The organism is Pseudaestuariivita atlantica (genome assembly GCF_001205715.1).
Classification (GTDB): domain Bacteria; phylum Pseudomonadota; class Alphaproteobacteria; order Rhodobacterales; family Rhodobacteraceae; genus Pseudaestuariivita; species Pseudaestuariivita atlantica.
The window spans coordinates 190,644-206,643 of the sequence record NZ_AQQZ01000006.1; the positions used below are offsets into that span (position 1 = coordinate 190,644).

The 16,000-nt window shown below is 65.9% G+C and carries 11 protein-coding genes; 1 reads left to right on the top strand and 10 read right to left on the bottom strand.

Features of this window, described 5'->3' with window-relative positions; genetic code table 11:
* Positions 1-27 precede the first annotated feature (27 nt).
* The 8 genes from ATO11_RS14285 to ATO11_RS14320 form a co-directional block, all read right to left on the bottom strand.
* Entirely contained in the window at positions 28-2,487 is a 2,460-nt protein-coding gene (locus tag ATO11_RS14285; protein WP_082176338.1) for a calcium-binding protein, read from the bottom strand.
* A gap of 45 nt (positions 2,488-2,532) precedes the next feature.
* The gene (locus ATO11_RS14290; RefSeq protein WP_242601426.1) at positions 2,533-3,930 is read right to left on the bottom strand and encodes a nucleotide sugar dehydrogenase; all 1,398 of its coding nucleotides are present in this window, start codon (positions 3,928-3,930) and stop codon (positions 2,533-2,535) included.
* A gap of 247 nt (positions 3,931-4,177) precedes the next feature.
* Positions 4,178-4,768 (bottom strand): (R)-1-hydroxy-2-trimethylaminoethylphosphonate oxygenase, encoded by a 591-nt coding sequence (tmpB, locus tag ATO11_RS14295; protein ID WP_050531578.1) that lies wholly within the window; start codon positions 4,766-4,768, stop codon positions 4,178-4,180.
* The gene (tmpA, locus tag ATO11_RS14300; protein ID WP_050531579.1) at positions 4,765-5,904 is read right to left on the bottom strand and encodes a 2-trimethylaminoethylphosphonate dioxygenase; all 1,140 of its coding nucleotides are present in this window, start codon (positions 5,902-5,904) and stop codon (positions 4,765-4,767) included. Before tmpA ends, tmpB begins: the two co-directional genes overlap by 4 nt.
* A 245-nt stretch (positions 5,905-6,149) precedes the next feature.
* Entirely contained in the window at positions 6,150-7,574 is a 1,425-nt protein-coding gene (locus tag ATO11_RS14305; protein ID WP_050531580.1) for a mannose-1-phosphate guanylyltransferase/mannose-6-phosphate isomerase, read from the bottom strand.
* A gap of 679 nt (positions 7,575-8,253) precedes the next feature.
* On the bottom strand, positions 8,254-8,973 hold the full coding sequence (locus ATO11_RS14310; RefSeq protein ID WP_134643127.1) for a hypothetical protein: 720 nt from the start codon (positions 8,971-8,973) through the stop codon (positions 8,254-8,256).
* Between the two features lie 122 nt (positions 8,974-9,095).
* Entirely contained in the window at positions 9,096-10,670 is a 1,575-nt protein-coding gene (locus ATO11_RS14315; protein ID WP_050531582.1) for a glycosyltransferase, read from the bottom strand.
* A gap of 1 nt (position 10,671) precedes the next feature.
* Positions 10,672-12,063, bottom strand: a complete 1,392-nt coding sequence (locus tag ATO11_RS14320) for an HlyD family secretion protein (RefSeq protein WP_050531583.1) — start codon at positions 12,061-12,063, stop codon at positions 10,672-10,674.
* A gap of 222 nt (positions 12,064-12,285) precedes the next feature.
* On the opposite strand from ATO11_RS14320, the gene ATO11_RS14325 reads away from it, so the two are divergent.
* Positions 12,286-13,308 carry a Fe(3+) ABC transporter substrate-binding protein gene (locus tag ATO11_RS14325; protein WP_050531584.1) on the top strand — a complete coding sequence of 341 codons (1,023 nt, stop codon included), beginning with the start codon at positions 12,286-12,288 and terminating at the stop codon, positions 13,306-13,308.
* Positions 13,309-13,360: 52 nt separating this feature from the next.
* On the opposite strand, the gene ATO11_RS14330 is transcribed toward ATO11_RS14325, so the two are convergent.
* Entirely contained in the window at positions 13,361-14,989 is a 1,629-nt protein-coding gene (locus tag ATO11_RS14330; protein WP_050531585.1) for an ABC transporter permease, read from the bottom strand.
* Positions 14,990-15,088: 99 nt separating this feature from the next.
* Positions 15,089-15,958 carry a LysR family transcriptional regulator gene (locus tag ATO11_RS14335; protein ID WP_165586982.1) on the bottom strand — a complete coding sequence of 290 codons (870 nt, stop codon included), beginning with the start codon at positions 15,956-15,958 and terminating at the stop codon, positions 15,089-15,091.
* Positions 15,959-16,000 lie beyond the last annotated feature (42 nt).

The following is a 16,000-nucleotide window of genomic DNA, read 5'->3' on the forward strand; positions in this document are numbered from 1 at the left end:
CCGGCCCCTCGCGGTTTCAGACCCCGATCAGAAGACCAGCGCCGAGGTGACCTCCTCGAAGAAGGCCGCGCCGAGGTTCTGGTGGTCGATCAGGTCGATCGTCAGGCCGTCGATCGAGATCGACAGGACGTCCGGCGCGCTCCACACGACGTGATCGGCGATCCACGCCTCGGCGGTGGTGCCACCGGCCAGCAGGTCCAGCCCCTTCAGGTGCACGCGGTCCCCGGCGAAGTCGGTGATCACGTCGGTGCCGCCATCCAGCGCATCGCTGCGGAAGATGAACACGTCGCGGCCTTCTCCACCGGTCAGGGTGTCGTTGCCCGCCCCGCCATAGATCAGGTCGCGCGCCGCGCCGCCGTCGACGACATCGTCGCCGCCATGGGCGTTGATGTAGTCGCGGTCATCGCCACCGGTCACCGTGTCGTCGCCAAGGCCCGCGCGGATCCGGTCCGCCCCTGCCCCGCCCGCGATGGCGTCGGATCCCGGACCACCGGCGATGACGTCGTCGCCATCCTCGCCCATGATCGAGTCGTTGCCGGTGCCGCCGACGACCACGTCGTTGCCGAACCCGCCCGCGATGGCGTCGTCGCCCGCGCCGCCGATCAGGCGGTCGGTGCCCGCGCCGCCGATCAGCTGGTCGTTCTCGCCACCGCCGCGCAGGTCGTCATCGCCGTCACCGGCAGTGAGGATGTCGTGACCCGACCCGCCGATCAGCGTGTCGTTGCCGGTGCCGCCGTCAAGCGTATCGTGACCGGCGGACCCGAAGATGTAGTCGTTGCCCGCCCCGCCGATCAGCATGTCGTCGTCTTCGGGCAGCAGGTTGCCGAACGCGTCATACCGCAGGCCGCTGGCGTCGTAGTAGGATTTCATCCCGCCCAGGTAGTCGGGGCCTGCCCCGCCATGGATCACGTCGTCCTCGACCCCGCCATCCAGCGTATCGCCGTTCGACGACCCGATCAGCAGGTCCGATCCGAACCCTCCGAACACCGAATCTGACCCGGCATTGCCGTTGATGCTGTCGTTGAACGAGGTGCCGGGCACCGCCGTCTGCACCAGCGTGGGGGATTCGATCAGGACCACCGCGCCCGCATCCACCGGCACGAAGGGGTCGATGGCGCGCGGGTCGAAGGCCCCGTCGTTGGAATAGGACTTGGGCGCGTCCGCGACCAGCACGAGGGTGACCGCGCCGGTATCGGGATCGGTGTCGACGCGGTAGATGCCGCCCGACGTGGCGGTGGCGTCGTTCATGTCGTGATCGCCGCCATTGCCGCCGACATACAGCGTGCCCTCGCGGTCCACCACGGCCGCGCCGAAGGTGATGCGCGGGGCGCCTTCGTGGAAGACGCCGTCGATGATCGTGCCGGCGATGTCCACGGTGGTGAATTGCGGCTCACCGCCCGAGGCCACGTCCGAGATGTCGACCGTCATCAACTGGGCCGTGCCGCCCTCGACCGAGGCGCTGACCACGCCCTGGAAGGCCTGCAGGTCGGCGTTGTAGGCGAGGTCCCAAAGCTTGTCGGTGACGAGGTCCTTGTCGAACTTGAACACGGTCGTGACCGGGTTGCCGTTGGCGTCGAACTGGTCGACATCCACCATCATGATCCGGTCCATCGACGAATGGAACGACCACAGGTTGCCCGCGTCGTCGAAATCGCCCGTCCACGACCGGTACGGGGCATCGCCCACGCGGTAGGAATTGCCCTGCGCGTCGAGCATCACGATGTCCGACGACGTGACCGCGTTGCCGAGGCTGTCGACACCGTCGCGCACCGCGACGCCGTAGAACAGGTCGTCTTCCATGTTGAAGCCGATGCTGTTGACGACCACGGTCGCGTCGGCACCCAGCTGCGTGTAGGTTTCCGTCGCGGGATCAAAGGCATACATGGTGCCGTTGATGACCTGGTAGATATAGGGCTGGCCGCCCGCGACCGCGCGCACGTCCATCTCGGTCCCGCCGATGGTGACCGTGCGGTCATAGGACAGGATCGCGCCGTCGTCGTGGATGACCGGCCCGCCGGTCCCCGCCCCTTCCGAGGCGCGGAAGGTCAGCTCTCCGGCACCGCCATTGCCCGCCAGCGTCAGCGAGTGCGGCTGGAATTCGCCCGAGGTGGTGTCGAAACTGTCGATCACGACGCCGTTCCACAGGACCTCGATCAGGCCGTACATGGTGCCGCCCGCGACGTTCGAGGCCGCCTCGAAGCTGAGCGTGTAGTTGCTGCCCGCCTGGGTCTGCACCGACTGGGTCATTTCCTGCGCGCCGGACGCCGTGGTCGTCGCCGCCCAGGCGCCGCTCTCGCCGTATTGCGCGAAGGTGAGCGCGTTGTTGACGTCGGTGACGAGGTTGCCGTCGGGGCCGTCCCCGATCAGGACGTCGTTGCCGGAATTGCCGGTGATGGTGTCATCACCGCCCATTCCGGTGATGGTATCGGTCTGGCCCGACCCTGACAGCACGTCGTGCTGGTCGGACCCCAATGTCAGTAAGGACATGGAACTCTCCAAGTTTTCGAAGGGAGGAAGGAAAGGGAGCGGCTGTTACCAGCCGATCCCGTCATAGCCGTCACGCGACACGCGCTCGGGCGTCAGGCGTACCAGGTCGATGACCGGGCACTCCGCGTTCAGCGCCGCAAAGCGATAATCCGCGGATTTCTGCGTGACGATCAGTGCCTCGGCACCGGTCGTCACGTCGGTCACATCGGCCCGCAGCATGCCCTTCAGTTCGGGTGCCAGCGCCTGCAGCCCTTTCGAGCCGTGTTTCACATAGGCCAGCTGCCCTTCGAGCGGCGTGTCGGGCGTGATCGCGGGGTCGTGGATGGTGACCTCCACGCCCTCGGCCCTCAGCGCCGCGATCACTTCCAGGATCGGGCTTTCGCGCAGGTCGTCGGTGCCCGGCTTGAATGCCAGCCCGAGGATGCCGACCCGCTTGGCACCGGTCTTGCGCACCATCTCGGTCGCCTCGGCGATATGGGCGTCGTTCGACGTGCAGAGGTTCTGGATCAGCGGCAGGTCAAGTCCCAGCCCGTCGGCGATATGCGCCACCGCGCGGACTTCCTTGGGCAGGCAGGACCCGCCATAGGCAAAGCCCGGCTTCAGGTAATAGGGCGACAGGTTCAGCTTGGTGTCCTGCACGAAGACGTCCATCACCTCGTGGCTGTCCACGCCCAGCGGCTTGCACAGGCGGCCCACCTCGTTGGCGAAGGTCACCTTGGCGGCGTGCCAGACGTTGTCGACGTATTTCACCATCTCGGCGGTTTCGATCGAGGTGATGATCGGACGGTCATCGACCGGCGCGTAAATCCGTTTCAGAACGCCCGCCGACCGCGCGCAGGTCGCGCCGATCACCGTCTTAGGCGGTTCGTGGAAATCGGCCACGGCCACGCCTTCGCGCAGGAATTCGGGGTTGAAGGCCACGCCGAAATCCGTGCCCAGAACCTTGCCCGAGATCTTCTCGATGATCGGGGTCATAACCTTCATCGTGGTGCCCGGCGGGATCGAACAGCGCATGACGACGGTGTGGAACGTCTTCTTCTGCGCGATCCCCACCCCGATCGAGCGCGCGGCGGATTCGATATAGCTGTAATCGCAGCCGCCATCGGCGGCGGTCGGCGTGCCGACGCTGACAAAGGTCACGTCGGTCGTGCGCACGGCATGGATCAGGTCATCGGTGGTCGAGATCAGGCCCTCGGCGACCCCGTGAGAGAGCAGGTCGCCAAGGCCGTCTTCGTGGATCGGGGAGAGACCGGCCCCGATCTGGTCGATCTTCACCTGGTCGAGGTCGACACCAACAACGCGGTGGCCAAGGCTCGACAGGCAGGCGGTGGACACCGCGCCGACATATCCCAGACCCACCACGGACACGGCGGGTTTTTCTTCATGCACACGCAGCTCCACGCGGGCCGCGTTCAAGGTCGTCACAGGGGTCATATCCATCATCGTCCTGGCTCCGTTAGGGACGTTTAATCTAAACTTTGAATGTTCTAACCTGTTGATTTCCTGTTTTGTTTTGGAAGAATGGGTAGCCCGGACAGCAAAGGTCGGGTCACGCTATCCTTTCGGATGTCGCGGTTGCACAAATGGCAAGGTCAGCGGGATTTCGAGCGCCGCGCGGTATCACCGCCGCCTGTCATGGATGCCGTAGTGGCGCGGCTGCCAATGTCGGGCCGTTCAGATGCGGACGCCCCTACGCGGTGGGCGATCCGCAATGCTGATCCACCAGCCGTTGAACGCGCGGGGCGAAATGCGCGAAGTCGGGCGTTTCCATCCCCGCGCGCTTCCCGGCCTCGTCCAGGTACCGCACGGCGATGATCTGTTGCAGGTTCGGGTTCTTTTCGAACTGCACCACTTCGTCGGGGCTCATCGGACCGCCCTGCAGATTGAGCGAGTGGATCGAGGCCTCTGACAGCCGGTTGAAGTATTCGGGCCGGGTCGCGCACAGGTATCGCTTGGCAGCGACGTGATACCGGCAGCAATCGGTCACGACCGAGGGGAAGAAGCGTTCCAGCACCTCGGCGCCCGCGTCTTCGTGGTGGCGGTCTTCGGTGTCGTCCATCGTGAACATCCCGAACTCGGACGTGAAATGGCCGATGTCGTGCAACAACGCGCCGACGATGATCTCGTCCGACTGGCCCTGCTGTTCGGCAATCGTGGCGCCCTGCAGCATGTGTTCGCCCATGGTCACGGGCTCGCCCAGGTATTCCTCGGACCCGCGCCGTTCGAATATCGAGGCGAGGAAGGCAACGATGGTGTCGGGGGACAGGTCTGGACTGGTCATTCCGCGGCCTCCTGCGATTGCCGCCGCATCGCATCGCGCAAGGATCGCAACCCGTCCTTGTCGGCATAGCACCCCTGCAACCACCGCGTCCCCGTCCCGGAATAGGCCTTGCGGGCATGCAGCACGCGGGTGTTGTCGACGATGAACGCCTCGCCCGGTTCCAGCCGGAAGGTCACTTCCATCGCCGGGTCGTCGATGATCTCTCCCAGCCGACGATAAGCGGCGTACCACGTCTCCATCCGGTCGAAGGGCACGTCCGTGACGGCGGCGAGCGAGCGGTTGTTGAACCGGACCCCGATCAGCTCCCCGTCCGGGGCCAACTCGATCAGCGGGCGGCGGGAGGTCAGGCACACGCCGTCTTCACCCGCATATTCGAACCGCGCGCAATGGTTGGCGAGCACGTCGAAAAAGTCCGGGGTCTCGTCCTTCAGACGCAGGGCCGCGGCGAACCCGTCCACCACCATGTTCTCACCTCCGGCGGCCGAGCTTTCGAGGCAATAGAGCACCTGGATGGTCGGCACCGGATCGCGGTACGGGTTGTCGGTATGGGCCTGCAGCCCAAGCCCGGTGAAGGCAAGGTTGGTCGGGTTGACCTCGGTCCGGACTTCGAAGAGCCGCCCGTAATTCGTCTCCCGCACATATCCGAACAGATCGACGACACGGAACAGGGCGCCTTCGGCAACAGGCCCGCCCGAGATCTTGCCAAACCCGTATGCGGCGACCTGTTCGATCCAGTCCTTCAGGGCGGGGCCGCGCGTTTCAAGTTCGTCCAGTGGTGCCACGGGCACGTCATCCTGCAACCCCGCGTCCCAGCAGGTCAGGTCATCCGCGATCCAGCCGCGCGGGCGGCCTGCGCCTGACCCATAGGCGTGGCGGGAGAGCCAGCCCGGATCGAACAGCACGTCCTTCCCTTCCGGGGCAAAGGTGACAGTCACGCCGCGGCCATCGACGCTCACATCCGTGATCCGCGTGTCGGCAGGGATGTCGCGCAGGGAGATCAGCCGCTGCCCGTTGCCGGGTGCTCGCGTCTCGTCATCCTGCGCATTGTCGCGCAGCCAGATGGCGTGAAACCGGTGGGTCGCGTCGCCGGTCGTCAACGTCAGGACCCTGCCATCATCGTCAATCCGGGCGTCCATGGGCGTATCCTTTGCCTGTCATCGCGTGTCGCATCCGGTGTCGCGTCGGCACCTGCGTCGATTACGGTGACGGAAGGGGCATCTGTCAATCATGTCGAATGGCGGCGGCATCGCGGACATGCATCGCACGCCCACGCTATATGAAATGGCCCCCGGCCATTCGCATGACCGGGGGCTCAGGTTGGGCCGTTCCAATTGTGTGTGAGTGGAGCCTTGGACCGGCCCGCATGCACGGGTCCGGGGGGTTAGGCCGCTTTGGCCTCCGCCCGCGCATAGATGTCTTCGTAGCGGACGATGTCGTCCTCTCCGAGGTAACAACCCGATTGCACCTCGATCAGCGTCAGGGGCAGCTTGCCGGGGTTCGACAGGCGGTGCACCGCGCCAAGCGGGATGTAGGTGCTTTCGTTCTCGGTCTTCAGCATGTCCTCGCCGTCGACATGCACGATGGCCGAGCCTTCGACGACGGTCCAATGCTCAGACCGGTGGTGGTGGCTTTGCAGCGACAGCTGCGCGCCCGGCTTGACCACGATGCGCTTCACCTGGAAGCGGGGGCCAAGCGCGAGGGTCTCGTAATGCCCCCACGGGCGGTGGCACTTGGAAAACTCGGTCGCCTGCTTGGCCTCCTTCGCCTTCAGGGTGGCCAGCACCTCCTTCACCTTCTGGCTGTCGTCGGTCCTGGCGACGAGGATCGCGTCGCCCGTGGCAATCGCGGTGATGCCCTCAAGCCCGAGGCCCACCAGTTCGACACCGTCGTTGTCCGAGCGCAGAAGCGTGTCGGTGCAGTCCATCGCGGTGGCGTTGCCCTGCATGACGTTGCCGTCCGCGTCCTGCGGGCTTTCGCGCCAGACGCTGTCCCACGACCCCATGTCGGACCAGCCGCAATCCATCGGCACGACGACCAGGTCGTCGTGCTTTTCCATGATCGCGTAATCGACCGAGATGTCTTCGAGCTTTGCCCACGGACCTGCCGCGAGGCGGGTGAAGTCGAGGTCGGTCTGCGCACCGGCCAGCGCGGCGCGGCAGGGCAGCATCAGGTGCGGCGCGTGGGTGTCGAAGGCTTCGATCAGCGTGTCGACGCGGGCCATGAACATGCCGCCATTCCACAGGTACTTGCCGGTCGCGATCATGTCGGCGGCGCGGTCGGCATCCGGTTTCTCGACGAAGGAGATCAGCGGCAGCGCGGCCTTGCACGCACCCGCGGGGGCCACGAGTTCGAGGTAGCCATAGCCCGTCTCGGGGCGCGTCGGCACGCTGCCGAAGGTCACGATGCGGCTTTCCTCGGCGGCGATGCGGCCCTCTTCCAGCGCGGCGCGGAAGCCATCCTCGTCGGCAACAATGTGGTCCGACGGCATGATGAGAAGGATCGCGTCGGGCGTGTCTTCATGCATCAGCGCTGCGGTCAGGATCGCCGGCGCGGTGTTGCGCCCCTCGGGTTCGATCATGATCGAGGACAGGTCCTGCTCCGCCTCGGCGGCCTGCTCGGCCGCGATGAAGCGGTAATCGGTGCCGGTGATGACCACCGGCGCGTCCAGGTGCGACAGACGCTTCAGCGTGTCTTGGTACAGCGTCTGGTCGCCCGCGAGGCTGGTGAATTGCTTGGGATACGCCTTGCGGCTCACGGGCCAGAGACGGGTGCCGGATCCTCCGGCAAGGATGATGGGGGTGATCATTGGGGCAGCTCCACTCTGCAACGTTTCGATGAGGCAGGTGTAGCTGGCGGGTCTGGCGAATTCTTCTGAGCGGAGGGATGGTTTCAGGGGCGAAGGGAGGGGGGGCGTCTCGAAAGGATAGTGGTGACGGTCGCAACGCAGGACATTTTTTACCGTTGAATCGGCTGGGTGCATGGCAGCGCATTGCCGACGCGTGCGGGGGCGATCCGACGCCGAGACTGCGCGCTTTATCCTTGCCAAGTCCGAATATGATTGGAGCTTTGCGCAAACGGCAGCCATATCGCCGCCGCGTGGGGGCGCGTCGGCGATGCGCGGCGGCCTTCGGCCTTGATTCCGCGCAGGAGCGATGAGTTCGGCGGGCACTCAGGGCTCAAAGCCGCGCAGCGCCGGGCCGCGGTGCGGCGATCCGAGGGACGTTCTGAGCACCTTTATGGCGGCCAAGTCCGGACGCCGCTTCAGCGTTGCACCAAGAGCAGCCACATCGCCGTGCCGGGGGGCGGCTCGGCCCCTCTCGGCAGTTTTGACAAGCATAACCGCCTGCCGGGCAGTGGATGCGCGGCGGCTTCGGCTTGATTCCGCGCCGGGAGTTCAGAACGTCAGGTCCGCCACGCATAAATTTAGAGCGAGGCCGTAGACGAAGCCGGTGGCCGTCGTTACCAGCTTGAAATTGGGAGGGACTTTAGTCGAGGAAGTCCGGATAATCCGGCTCGACCGCGCCGGTAGCGGCATCCGCCCTGAATGGATCATCCAAGCGAAATTCCCAAGACCCGTCCCCTTGATGTTCAAAGGGACGCAGCCAGACCTCGCGGAACAGGACGGAGATCGCCATGGCCGCTTTCTCCCCCGCCAACCACAAGGGGCTTCGGAAGGCATGTCCAAAGGAGATGTCCGTGCGAAAGACACCGTCCTCCGCAATCAGTTCAGCGTTCCCGAAGCGATACAGATTGCCTTTGAAGGTCTGGCAATAGCAAAGACCGCAGTCAGGACACGGGTTTCCATCACCGCTCCCGTACTGGGAGCTGTATTCAACGACCTCGTCGGGGTTCTCGACTGTCAAAACACGCCTCGGCTCGGCTTCCCAGGCATTCTCGAATATCTGTCGGAAGTCCATCTGGTCCGGCCAGTGGGCCATGAAATACGCGCGCGCCCGTTCCGACAGAATAACCTTACCGTCGTAGGTGTCGTTGAAATCATAGGGAAGTTTCTTGCGTCGCGCCTGTTCCGGGCGGTCCCAGGTCCGTGACCTCACCCCACAAGTCGGGCAAGACGCGGCCGCTCGCCCGGAAGCGGTGAAATAGCTCCACTCCATGTCGAAGCCGTCGAAGTGACAAAGCTTCGCAGTGCGACCGCAGCGCTGAGCGGGTTCCGAAGTGTCGCCCGGCATCTTGTCCTCGCTCATTCCTTGAACGAGGCACAGTATAGACACTCTTTTGGACAGGAAGATGGCGCGTTCAATTGGCGGAAAAAGCATGTTGGAGGGTCGAAGCGCGGCGGCCTGCGGACTTGAATCCGCGCCGGCCTTCAGAACGGCAGGTCCGCCACGCCGGAATAGAGGGCGAGGCCGTAGACGAACCCCGTCACCGTCGTGACCAGCTGGAACTTGGCGACGTAGCCTTGCAGGCGCTGGCCGTCTCCGGCGGACTGGTTGCCCCGGTTTGACCATTTCTGTTTCGACAGGTGGAAGATCATGAAGATCTTCACCGACGCGTTGATCACCTGGTTGAGGTACAGGATCACCGGCCACGACAGGTCGATCCGCAAAGAATAGCGGAACAGGAACAGGCACAACAGGACGCGTGAAAAGAGGATCCAGATCAGGCAGTTCCAGATATAGACGGGCTCAGCCAGCGACACGAGCACCGCCATCACCGGCGACACCATCATCGTCCACATCGCGATGCGCTGATCTACGAGGCACCACCAGATGAACGGGTTCACCTTGCGCGGACCCAGCGCAATCGCGCGCTGGCCGTTGCGCAGCATGTTGCCCGACCAGCGGCGGAAGTTCTGGACCATGCGGCCCAGCCCGTTCTCCTTGATGACCTCGATCGTGTAGACGGTCGCGTCGGGCACATAGGTCATCTTCGCGTCGCGGGTCAGCATGTGGTACCAGGTCGACTTGTCGTCACCCGACAGGAACCGGAACCGGCCCCACAGCCAGTGGTCCAGATGGTCCGCCTCGATCGTGCGGATGAACTTTTCCGACAGCATGTGTTCCGCCCGGAAGACCGACATGCGCCCCGTCAGCGTCAGCACCTTGCCGGCCAGCGCGTGGCTCTGCATGGCAAGCCGCCGCTGCGCGAACCGCATGTCGAGCCATGACGCGATCCATTGCGGGCCATAGCAGATCACCTCTTCATCGGTGGTCAGCGCCTGCAACTCGGGATCGGCGCCGAACATCGACAGGGTCTTTTCCAGCACGTCCTCGCCATAAAGCGCGTCACCGTCCATGAAGATGACAAGGTCGTCGGGATCGACGCCGTGGCGGTTGATCGCGCGCAGGATCATCCCGATGGCCATGCGCTTGCCCGGCTGGTTCTGGCGCAGGAACACCAGCTTGGCGAGGTCGTCGGGAATATCGGCGGCGTGGGTGCGCACGAAGTCGGTGATGATCTCTTCGTCGTAGTAGGACCCGGTGCCGATGTAGAGCGTGGTGGGAATACGCTCGCGCCGGATCTGGCCGAGGATCGAACCGATCACGCGCTTGGTGATTGCCGGTTCCTCGTAATAGGTGGTCATCTGGATGTGCAGGCGGCGCGGACGCCAGCCTTCGGCCCACAAAGCCGAGGCGCGGGCGCGCATGCCGGGCCAGACGCGTCGGGCATAGATCTCGGCCCGGACGGCATGGGTGAACCACCAGCCGAACCGCCAGAAGCCGAGCGTGCCGAGCGTGAGGGTGACGTGCATCGTGGTGGGCGTGAAATAGCGGTTGGGCATGGTGACCAGCAGCCATCCCAGCGCGATCACGAGCGCCGCCATGACGCAGACTTGGCGCATGGACCAGCGGGCGCGGCGCTGCCCCTTCAGGTCCGTCAGGGTGCGCAGGCGCTGCGTCAGGTCCTTGTCGAACGCGTATTCCGTTGCCGGTTCCGACATCTCAGAACCGCGCCCAGTCCGGCACCCAGCCGCGCCAGAGCCGCATCGCCACCGGCAGGCCGGGGGTGAGCGCCGGATCGCCCTCGACCGCGATGGTCACGATCAGGCCAAAGCCACGGCGCGCGGCGCTTTCGTCGATCCCGGCCACCACGTCGGACACCCGGCCCGTGGCCGCGACCGTGCCCCCCTCGCCTCCCGGCAGGCGCAGGCGCGCAACCTGGCCGGGCATGACGCCGGTCAGGTGCGTCTCGTCCACCCATGCGCGGATGACGCGGGGCGCGTGTTCCTCGACGCTGACAAGCGCCGTCCCGCGCGCCACGTGCACGTCTTCCAGCGCGGTGATGAGGTTCACCGTCCCGTCCACCGTCGCCTTCACGTCCAGCATGCGGGCATCCGCCTTGGCGATGCCCACCGTCCGCTTGGCCTGCCGCAGGTCTTCGTCGGCGGCATCGCGCATCAGTTTCAGGTCGCGGCGGATGTCGTGGTAGTCGCCCTCGACAAGGCTCCGGCCTTCTTCGTGCGCGACCAGCGCCGCCATGGCCGCCTGCACCCATGCGTCGGTGCGCGGCGTCGGTTCGGCATCGTTGGCCGCGATCGCATCGTCGAGCCGCTTTTCAAGGTCGCGTTGCACCGCGTCGAACCGCGACAGGTGCTTGCGCAACACGTTGCGCGCCTCGGTCAGCGCGTCCTTCTTCTCGCGCACGTCGCGGCGCCGGTCGTCCAGCCGCCCGTCGCGGCGCGGGTCGGACATGCGGATCAGCGTGTCGCCTGCATTAACCATGTCACCTTCGGCCACGAGAATACGGTCCACGTAGGCCGGCGCGGTCGCGCGGTGATCGACCAGCGGCGCCACCACCCGCGCCTGCACGGTGGGGATGGTCAGAAGGCGCGTGGCCAGCGTCTGGCCCAGCAGACCGAAGATTATCAGCGCCGCCGCGCTGTAGGTCGCCAGCGCCTTGACGACCCGCCACAGGCGCGACGGGGCCCGCGCCGTTGCCGCCGCCTTTTCGTCCTCGGTCTCGGACATGGGGACAAGGTCCACCGGCGTGTCGAGCGCGGTGATCATCTCGTCGGTCGACGACATCTTTCCCGACAGGAGGTTGGAGTGGAACAGCGCCAGCGTCTCGCGCTGGCGCACCGTCAGGTCCTCGAAGGCGTGGAACCTGTCGGAGGTTTCGTCGGTGAATTTCACCGGGAAACGCAGGTCGACACCCTGGAAGGGGATCTGCAGGATGCCGCGCTTGGGAAAGATCTCCATGCCATCCGGCGCGCGCACCCCTGCGACACACCACTCGCGCAGCTCCACATCCTGACCGTCACTGACGATCAGGCGCAAAGGCGCACGGGCCATGAAGGCCAGGTCCTTATGCGGTGCTTCATGCACGATCTGCATGCATTTTCCTTCCACGGGCTCCCTCACACGCGATCTGTCTACGGGATTCACCAAAAAATCGCGGGGCACTTAGGGATACGCGGAGTCGCCTCGGCATAGGCGGCTATGCTTCGGGATAGGGTCGGCAATTTCCTGACCATTTTTATCAGAATGACTTGCAGCGCCCGGCCAAACCTGTAATTGAGCAAAACAGTCAGAAATATGTTGTCACAGGAGTTTCCCATGACACCGCAGATCCCCGTTCTTGCCGTCCTGTGTACCGCGCTCGCCGGCGCTGCGCTGGCCGATGGTCACGCGGGCGAGTTGAACCTCTATTCCTCGCGCCACTACGACACCGACGAACGGCTCTATTCCGATTTCACCGACGCCACGGGCATCCGGATCAACCGGATCGAGGGCAAGGCGGACGAGTTGATCGCGCGCATGGCGGCCGAGGGTGCGAATTCGCCCGCCGACGTGTTCCTGACGGTGGACACGGTGCGGATGACGCGGGCCAAGGACATGGGGCTGTTGCAACCCATCGACAGCGCCGTGCTGGAGGCGCGCATCCCCGCCCACCTGCAGGACGCCGACAACCAGTGGTTTGCCTTCTCGCAGCGCGCGCGCATCCTGTTCTACGACAAGGAGGACGTCACCAACCCGCCGCTCACCTACGCCGCCCTTGCCGATCCGGCTTACGAGGGCATGGTCTGCATCCGGTCGTCGTCGAACGTCTACACCCAGAACATCGTCGCCGCGCTGACCGCGCATTGGGGCGAAGAGGCGACCGAGGACTGGGCCGAGGGCGTCGTGGACAATTTCGCGCGCACCCCGCAGGGCGGTGACACCGACCAGCTGCGCGGCATCGTGTCGGGCGAATGCGACATCGCCATGTCGAACACCTATTACTTCGCCCGCGCGCTGCGCCGCGACGTGAGCGGTGTCAGCGACAGCATCGACCGGATCGGCTGGATCTTCCCCGACCAGGACGGCATGGGCGCGCACATGAACATTTCGGGCGGGGGCGTGGCAGCACATGCGCCGAACCGCGACAACGCCATCGCCTTCCTCGAATACCTCGCCTCGGACCAGGCGCAGCAGTATTTCTCGGCCGGGAACGACGAGTACCCGGCAGTGGAAGGCGTGCCGCTCGCCCCGTCGGTCGCGGCGCTGGGTGAGTTCAAGGCCGATCCGATCCCGCTGTCCGACATCGCCGCGAATATCGGCGCGGCGCAGAACATCCTCGCCCGCTCCGGCTGGCGCTAGGGCTACCTTTCGCGTGTCTCGGAAAGGGCGTGCCCGCGCGGCACGCCCTTTTTCATGTCCGGGGCGCGCGGGTCGATCCGATCTGGATGCAAAGCAGCAGCACCGGGACCAGCCCGATGCCCGCGATCAGAAGGCTCGGCACCGCCGCCCCCGCCAGACGTTCATCCGAGGCCAGGCGGAACGCCTGCACCGCCAGCGTGTCATAGTTGAATGGCCGCAGGATCAGCGTAGCGGGCAACTCCTTGATCGTGTCGACGAACACGATCAGCAGCGCGGTCAGGATGCTCGACCGCAGGACCGGCAGGTGGATGCTGCGCACCGTGCCCCACGCGGTGCGGCCCAGCACGCGCGAGGCCGCATCGACATTGCTGGTGACCGCCGCAAGCCCGCTGTCATAGGCGCCGATGGCGGCGGCGAGGAAGCGGATCATGTAGGCCGCGATCAACAGCCAGATCGAGCCGCTGATGAGAAGGCCCGTCGAGATGTCGAACCAAGCCTCCATCCGCGCGTCGAGCCAGTTGTCGAACCGCGCGAAGGGCACCAGAAGCCCCACCGCGATCACGCCCCCCGGCACCGCATATCCCAGCCGCCCGATGAACAGCGCCGCGAGCGCGGGGCGGCTTTGCGCCATGCGGCGGTAGGTGCCCAGCAGCACCGCCGCCGCGACGGTCACGGCGGCAGCAATGGCCGCAAGCGTCAGCGAGTTGCGGATGAAGCCCATGTAGCGCGGGCTGAAGACGTCCTGTTCCGACCCCGCCGCCATCAGCGCCAGCGTGACCGCCGGGATGACCGCGCCCAGCAGAACCGGCAGGGCACAGGCCGCGATGGCCGCGACCGCCCTGCCCCGGCGCAAGGCGATGCGCGCGAACGGGTCGGACCGGCTTTTGGCGGCATAACGCGCGCCGCCCCGGTTGAGGTATTCCAGCGCCGCCACCAGCAGCGCGAAGGCCAGAAGCCCCAGCGCCAGTTGCGCCGCCGCCGCGCGGTCGGCCAGCCCAAACCAGCTGGTATAGATGCCGGTGGCGAAGGTCTGGACGCTGAAATGCGCGACGGTGCCGAAATCGGCGATCGTCTCCATCACCACCAGCAACGCGCCCGCCGCGATTGCCGGGCGGGCCATGGGCAAAGACACCCGCAGGAATGCACCCATGGGCGACGATCCCAGCGACCGGGCCGCATAGAACGGCGTCGCCGCCTGCATCCGGAACGCCGCCCGGCTGAGAAGGTAGACATAGGGGTACAGCACCAGCGTCAGCATCAGCGCCGCCCCGCCCAGCGAACGGATTTCCGGGAACCAGTAGTCGCGCGGCCCCCACCCCGTCAGGCTGCGCAGCGTCGTTTGCACGATGCCGGGATGGTCCAGCACGTCGGTATAGGCGTAGGCCAGCACGTAGGCCGGGAAGGCCAGCGGCACCACGAGCGCGATCTCCAGCAGCCGGCGGCCCGGAAACTCGGTCGCGACGACCAGCCACGCGGTCACCGTGCCGACGACGATGCTGCCACCGCCCACCAGTACGACCAGCGCCAGCGTGTTGCCGATGTATCGCCACAGCACCGTCTGGGCGAGCTGCGTCAGGGTTTCCATCGTGCCGAGTGCGGCGGCAACGGCCACGCCGACAAGGGGCAGCAGGCAGATGCCCGCCACCAGAAGCGCCAATCCCGGAATGAGATATCGGTCCATGACCCCTGCCGCGTTCTGCCCCGCAGGCCTCTTATCGCGGATCGCGGGGGGCGTGTAGTCCTGATTGTTTTCGTCGGATACATCGCGCGGCGGCGGCGCTCAGGCCCCGGCCACCAAATCCCGCAAAATTTGCTCAAGCGACTGGATCAGTCCGGCGCGCGGGGAATTGCGGCGGCTCGCCAGCACGATGGGCCGCGTCAGCCGCTCGTTCGGCAAGGGGATCACCCGGATGCCCTCCAGCGCGGGGGCGAGCGCGCGGCGCGGCAGAATCGAGATGCCAAGGTCGTTGCGCACCAGCGCCTCCACACCCTCGAAACTGTCCACCTCCATCGTCGACCGCGCGGCCCAGCCGTGGCGCAGCAGATAGGCCTCGATCTCGAAGGACAGGCGCGTGCGGCGGTCGAACCAGATGAAGGGCCGCGTGGCGAGCAGCCTGTCGAACGGCAGCGCCCCGGCGCGCGTCGACACGATCATCTGGTAGGGTTCGTCACAGATCGGCGCGAGGCTCAGCGCCGGGTCGGGGTCGCGCGGCGCGGTCACGAGGGCCGCGTGCACCGCGCCGTCGCGCACCCGGTCGAGAAGGCTTGCCGAGGAGGCCGACAACATCTCGATTTCAAGCGCGGGGTGATCGGCGACCAGCCGCGCCAGCGACGGCGCCATCAGGCTTTGCACGGTCGACGGCGCCGCCCCCAGCGTCGCGCGCCCCGACAGCCGGTGCCCCTTTGCCAGCGCGCGGATGTCGCTCGCCACGTCCTCAATCCGGCGGGCATGATCCACCAGCGCCAGCCCCGCGCCGGTCATCACCGGGGGGCGGCGGGAGCGGTCGAGGATCGCGAATTGCAACTCCTCCTCCAGCGCCTTGATCTGCAGGCTGACGGCGGAATGGCTGAGCCCGAGGCTCTGCGCCGCCGCGTTCAGCGAGCCATGCTTCGACACCGCGACCACCGTGCGCAGGAACCGCAGGTTCATGGGGTGCACCATATCGTGAGAATTTCCAACATATATGTTCAC

Coding starts and splice junctions, on each gene's coding strand:
- ATO11_RS14285 (WP_082176338.1), bottom strand. CDS start 2,487: ATGTCCTTACTGACATTGGGGTCCGACCAGCACGACGTGCTGTCAGGG.
- ATO11_RS14290 (WP_242601426.1), bottom strand. CDS start 3,930: ATGATGGATATGACCCCTGTGACGACCTTGAACGCGGCCCGCGTGGAG.
- tmpB (WP_050531578.1), bottom strand. CDS start 4,768: ATGACCAGTCCAGACCTGTCCCCCGACACCATCGTTGCCTTCCTCGCC.
- tmpA (WP_050531579.1), bottom strand. CDS start 5,904: ATGGACGCCCGGATTGACGATGATGGCAGGGTCCTGACGTTGACGACC.
- ATO11_RS14305 (WP_050531580.1), bottom strand. CDS start 7,574: ATGATCACCCCCATCATCCTTGCCGGAGGATCCGGCACCCGTCTCTGG.
- ATO11_RS14310 (WP_134643127.1), bottom strand. CDS start 8,973: ATGAGCGAGGACAAGATGCCGGGCGACACTTCGGAACCCGCTCAGCGC.
- ATO11_RS14315 (WP_050531582.1), bottom strand. CDS start 10,670: ATGTCGGAACCGGCAACGGAATACGCGTTCGACAAGGACCTGACGCAG.
- ATO11_RS14320 (WP_050531583.1), bottom strand. CDS start 12,063: ATGCAGATCGTGCATGAAGCACCGCATAAGGACCTGGCCTTCATGGCC.
- ATO11_RS14325 (WP_050531584.1), top strand. CDS start 12,286: ATGACACCGCAGATCCCCGTTCTTGCCGTCCTGTGTACCGCGCTCGCC.
- ATO11_RS14330 (WP_050531585.1), bottom strand. CDS start 14,989: ATGGACCGATATCTCATTCCGGGATTGGCGCTTCTGGTGGCGGGCATC.
- ATO11_RS14335 (WP_165586982.1), bottom strand. CDS start 15,958: ATGAACCTGCGGTTCCTGCGCACGGTGGTCGCGGTGTCGAAGCATGGC.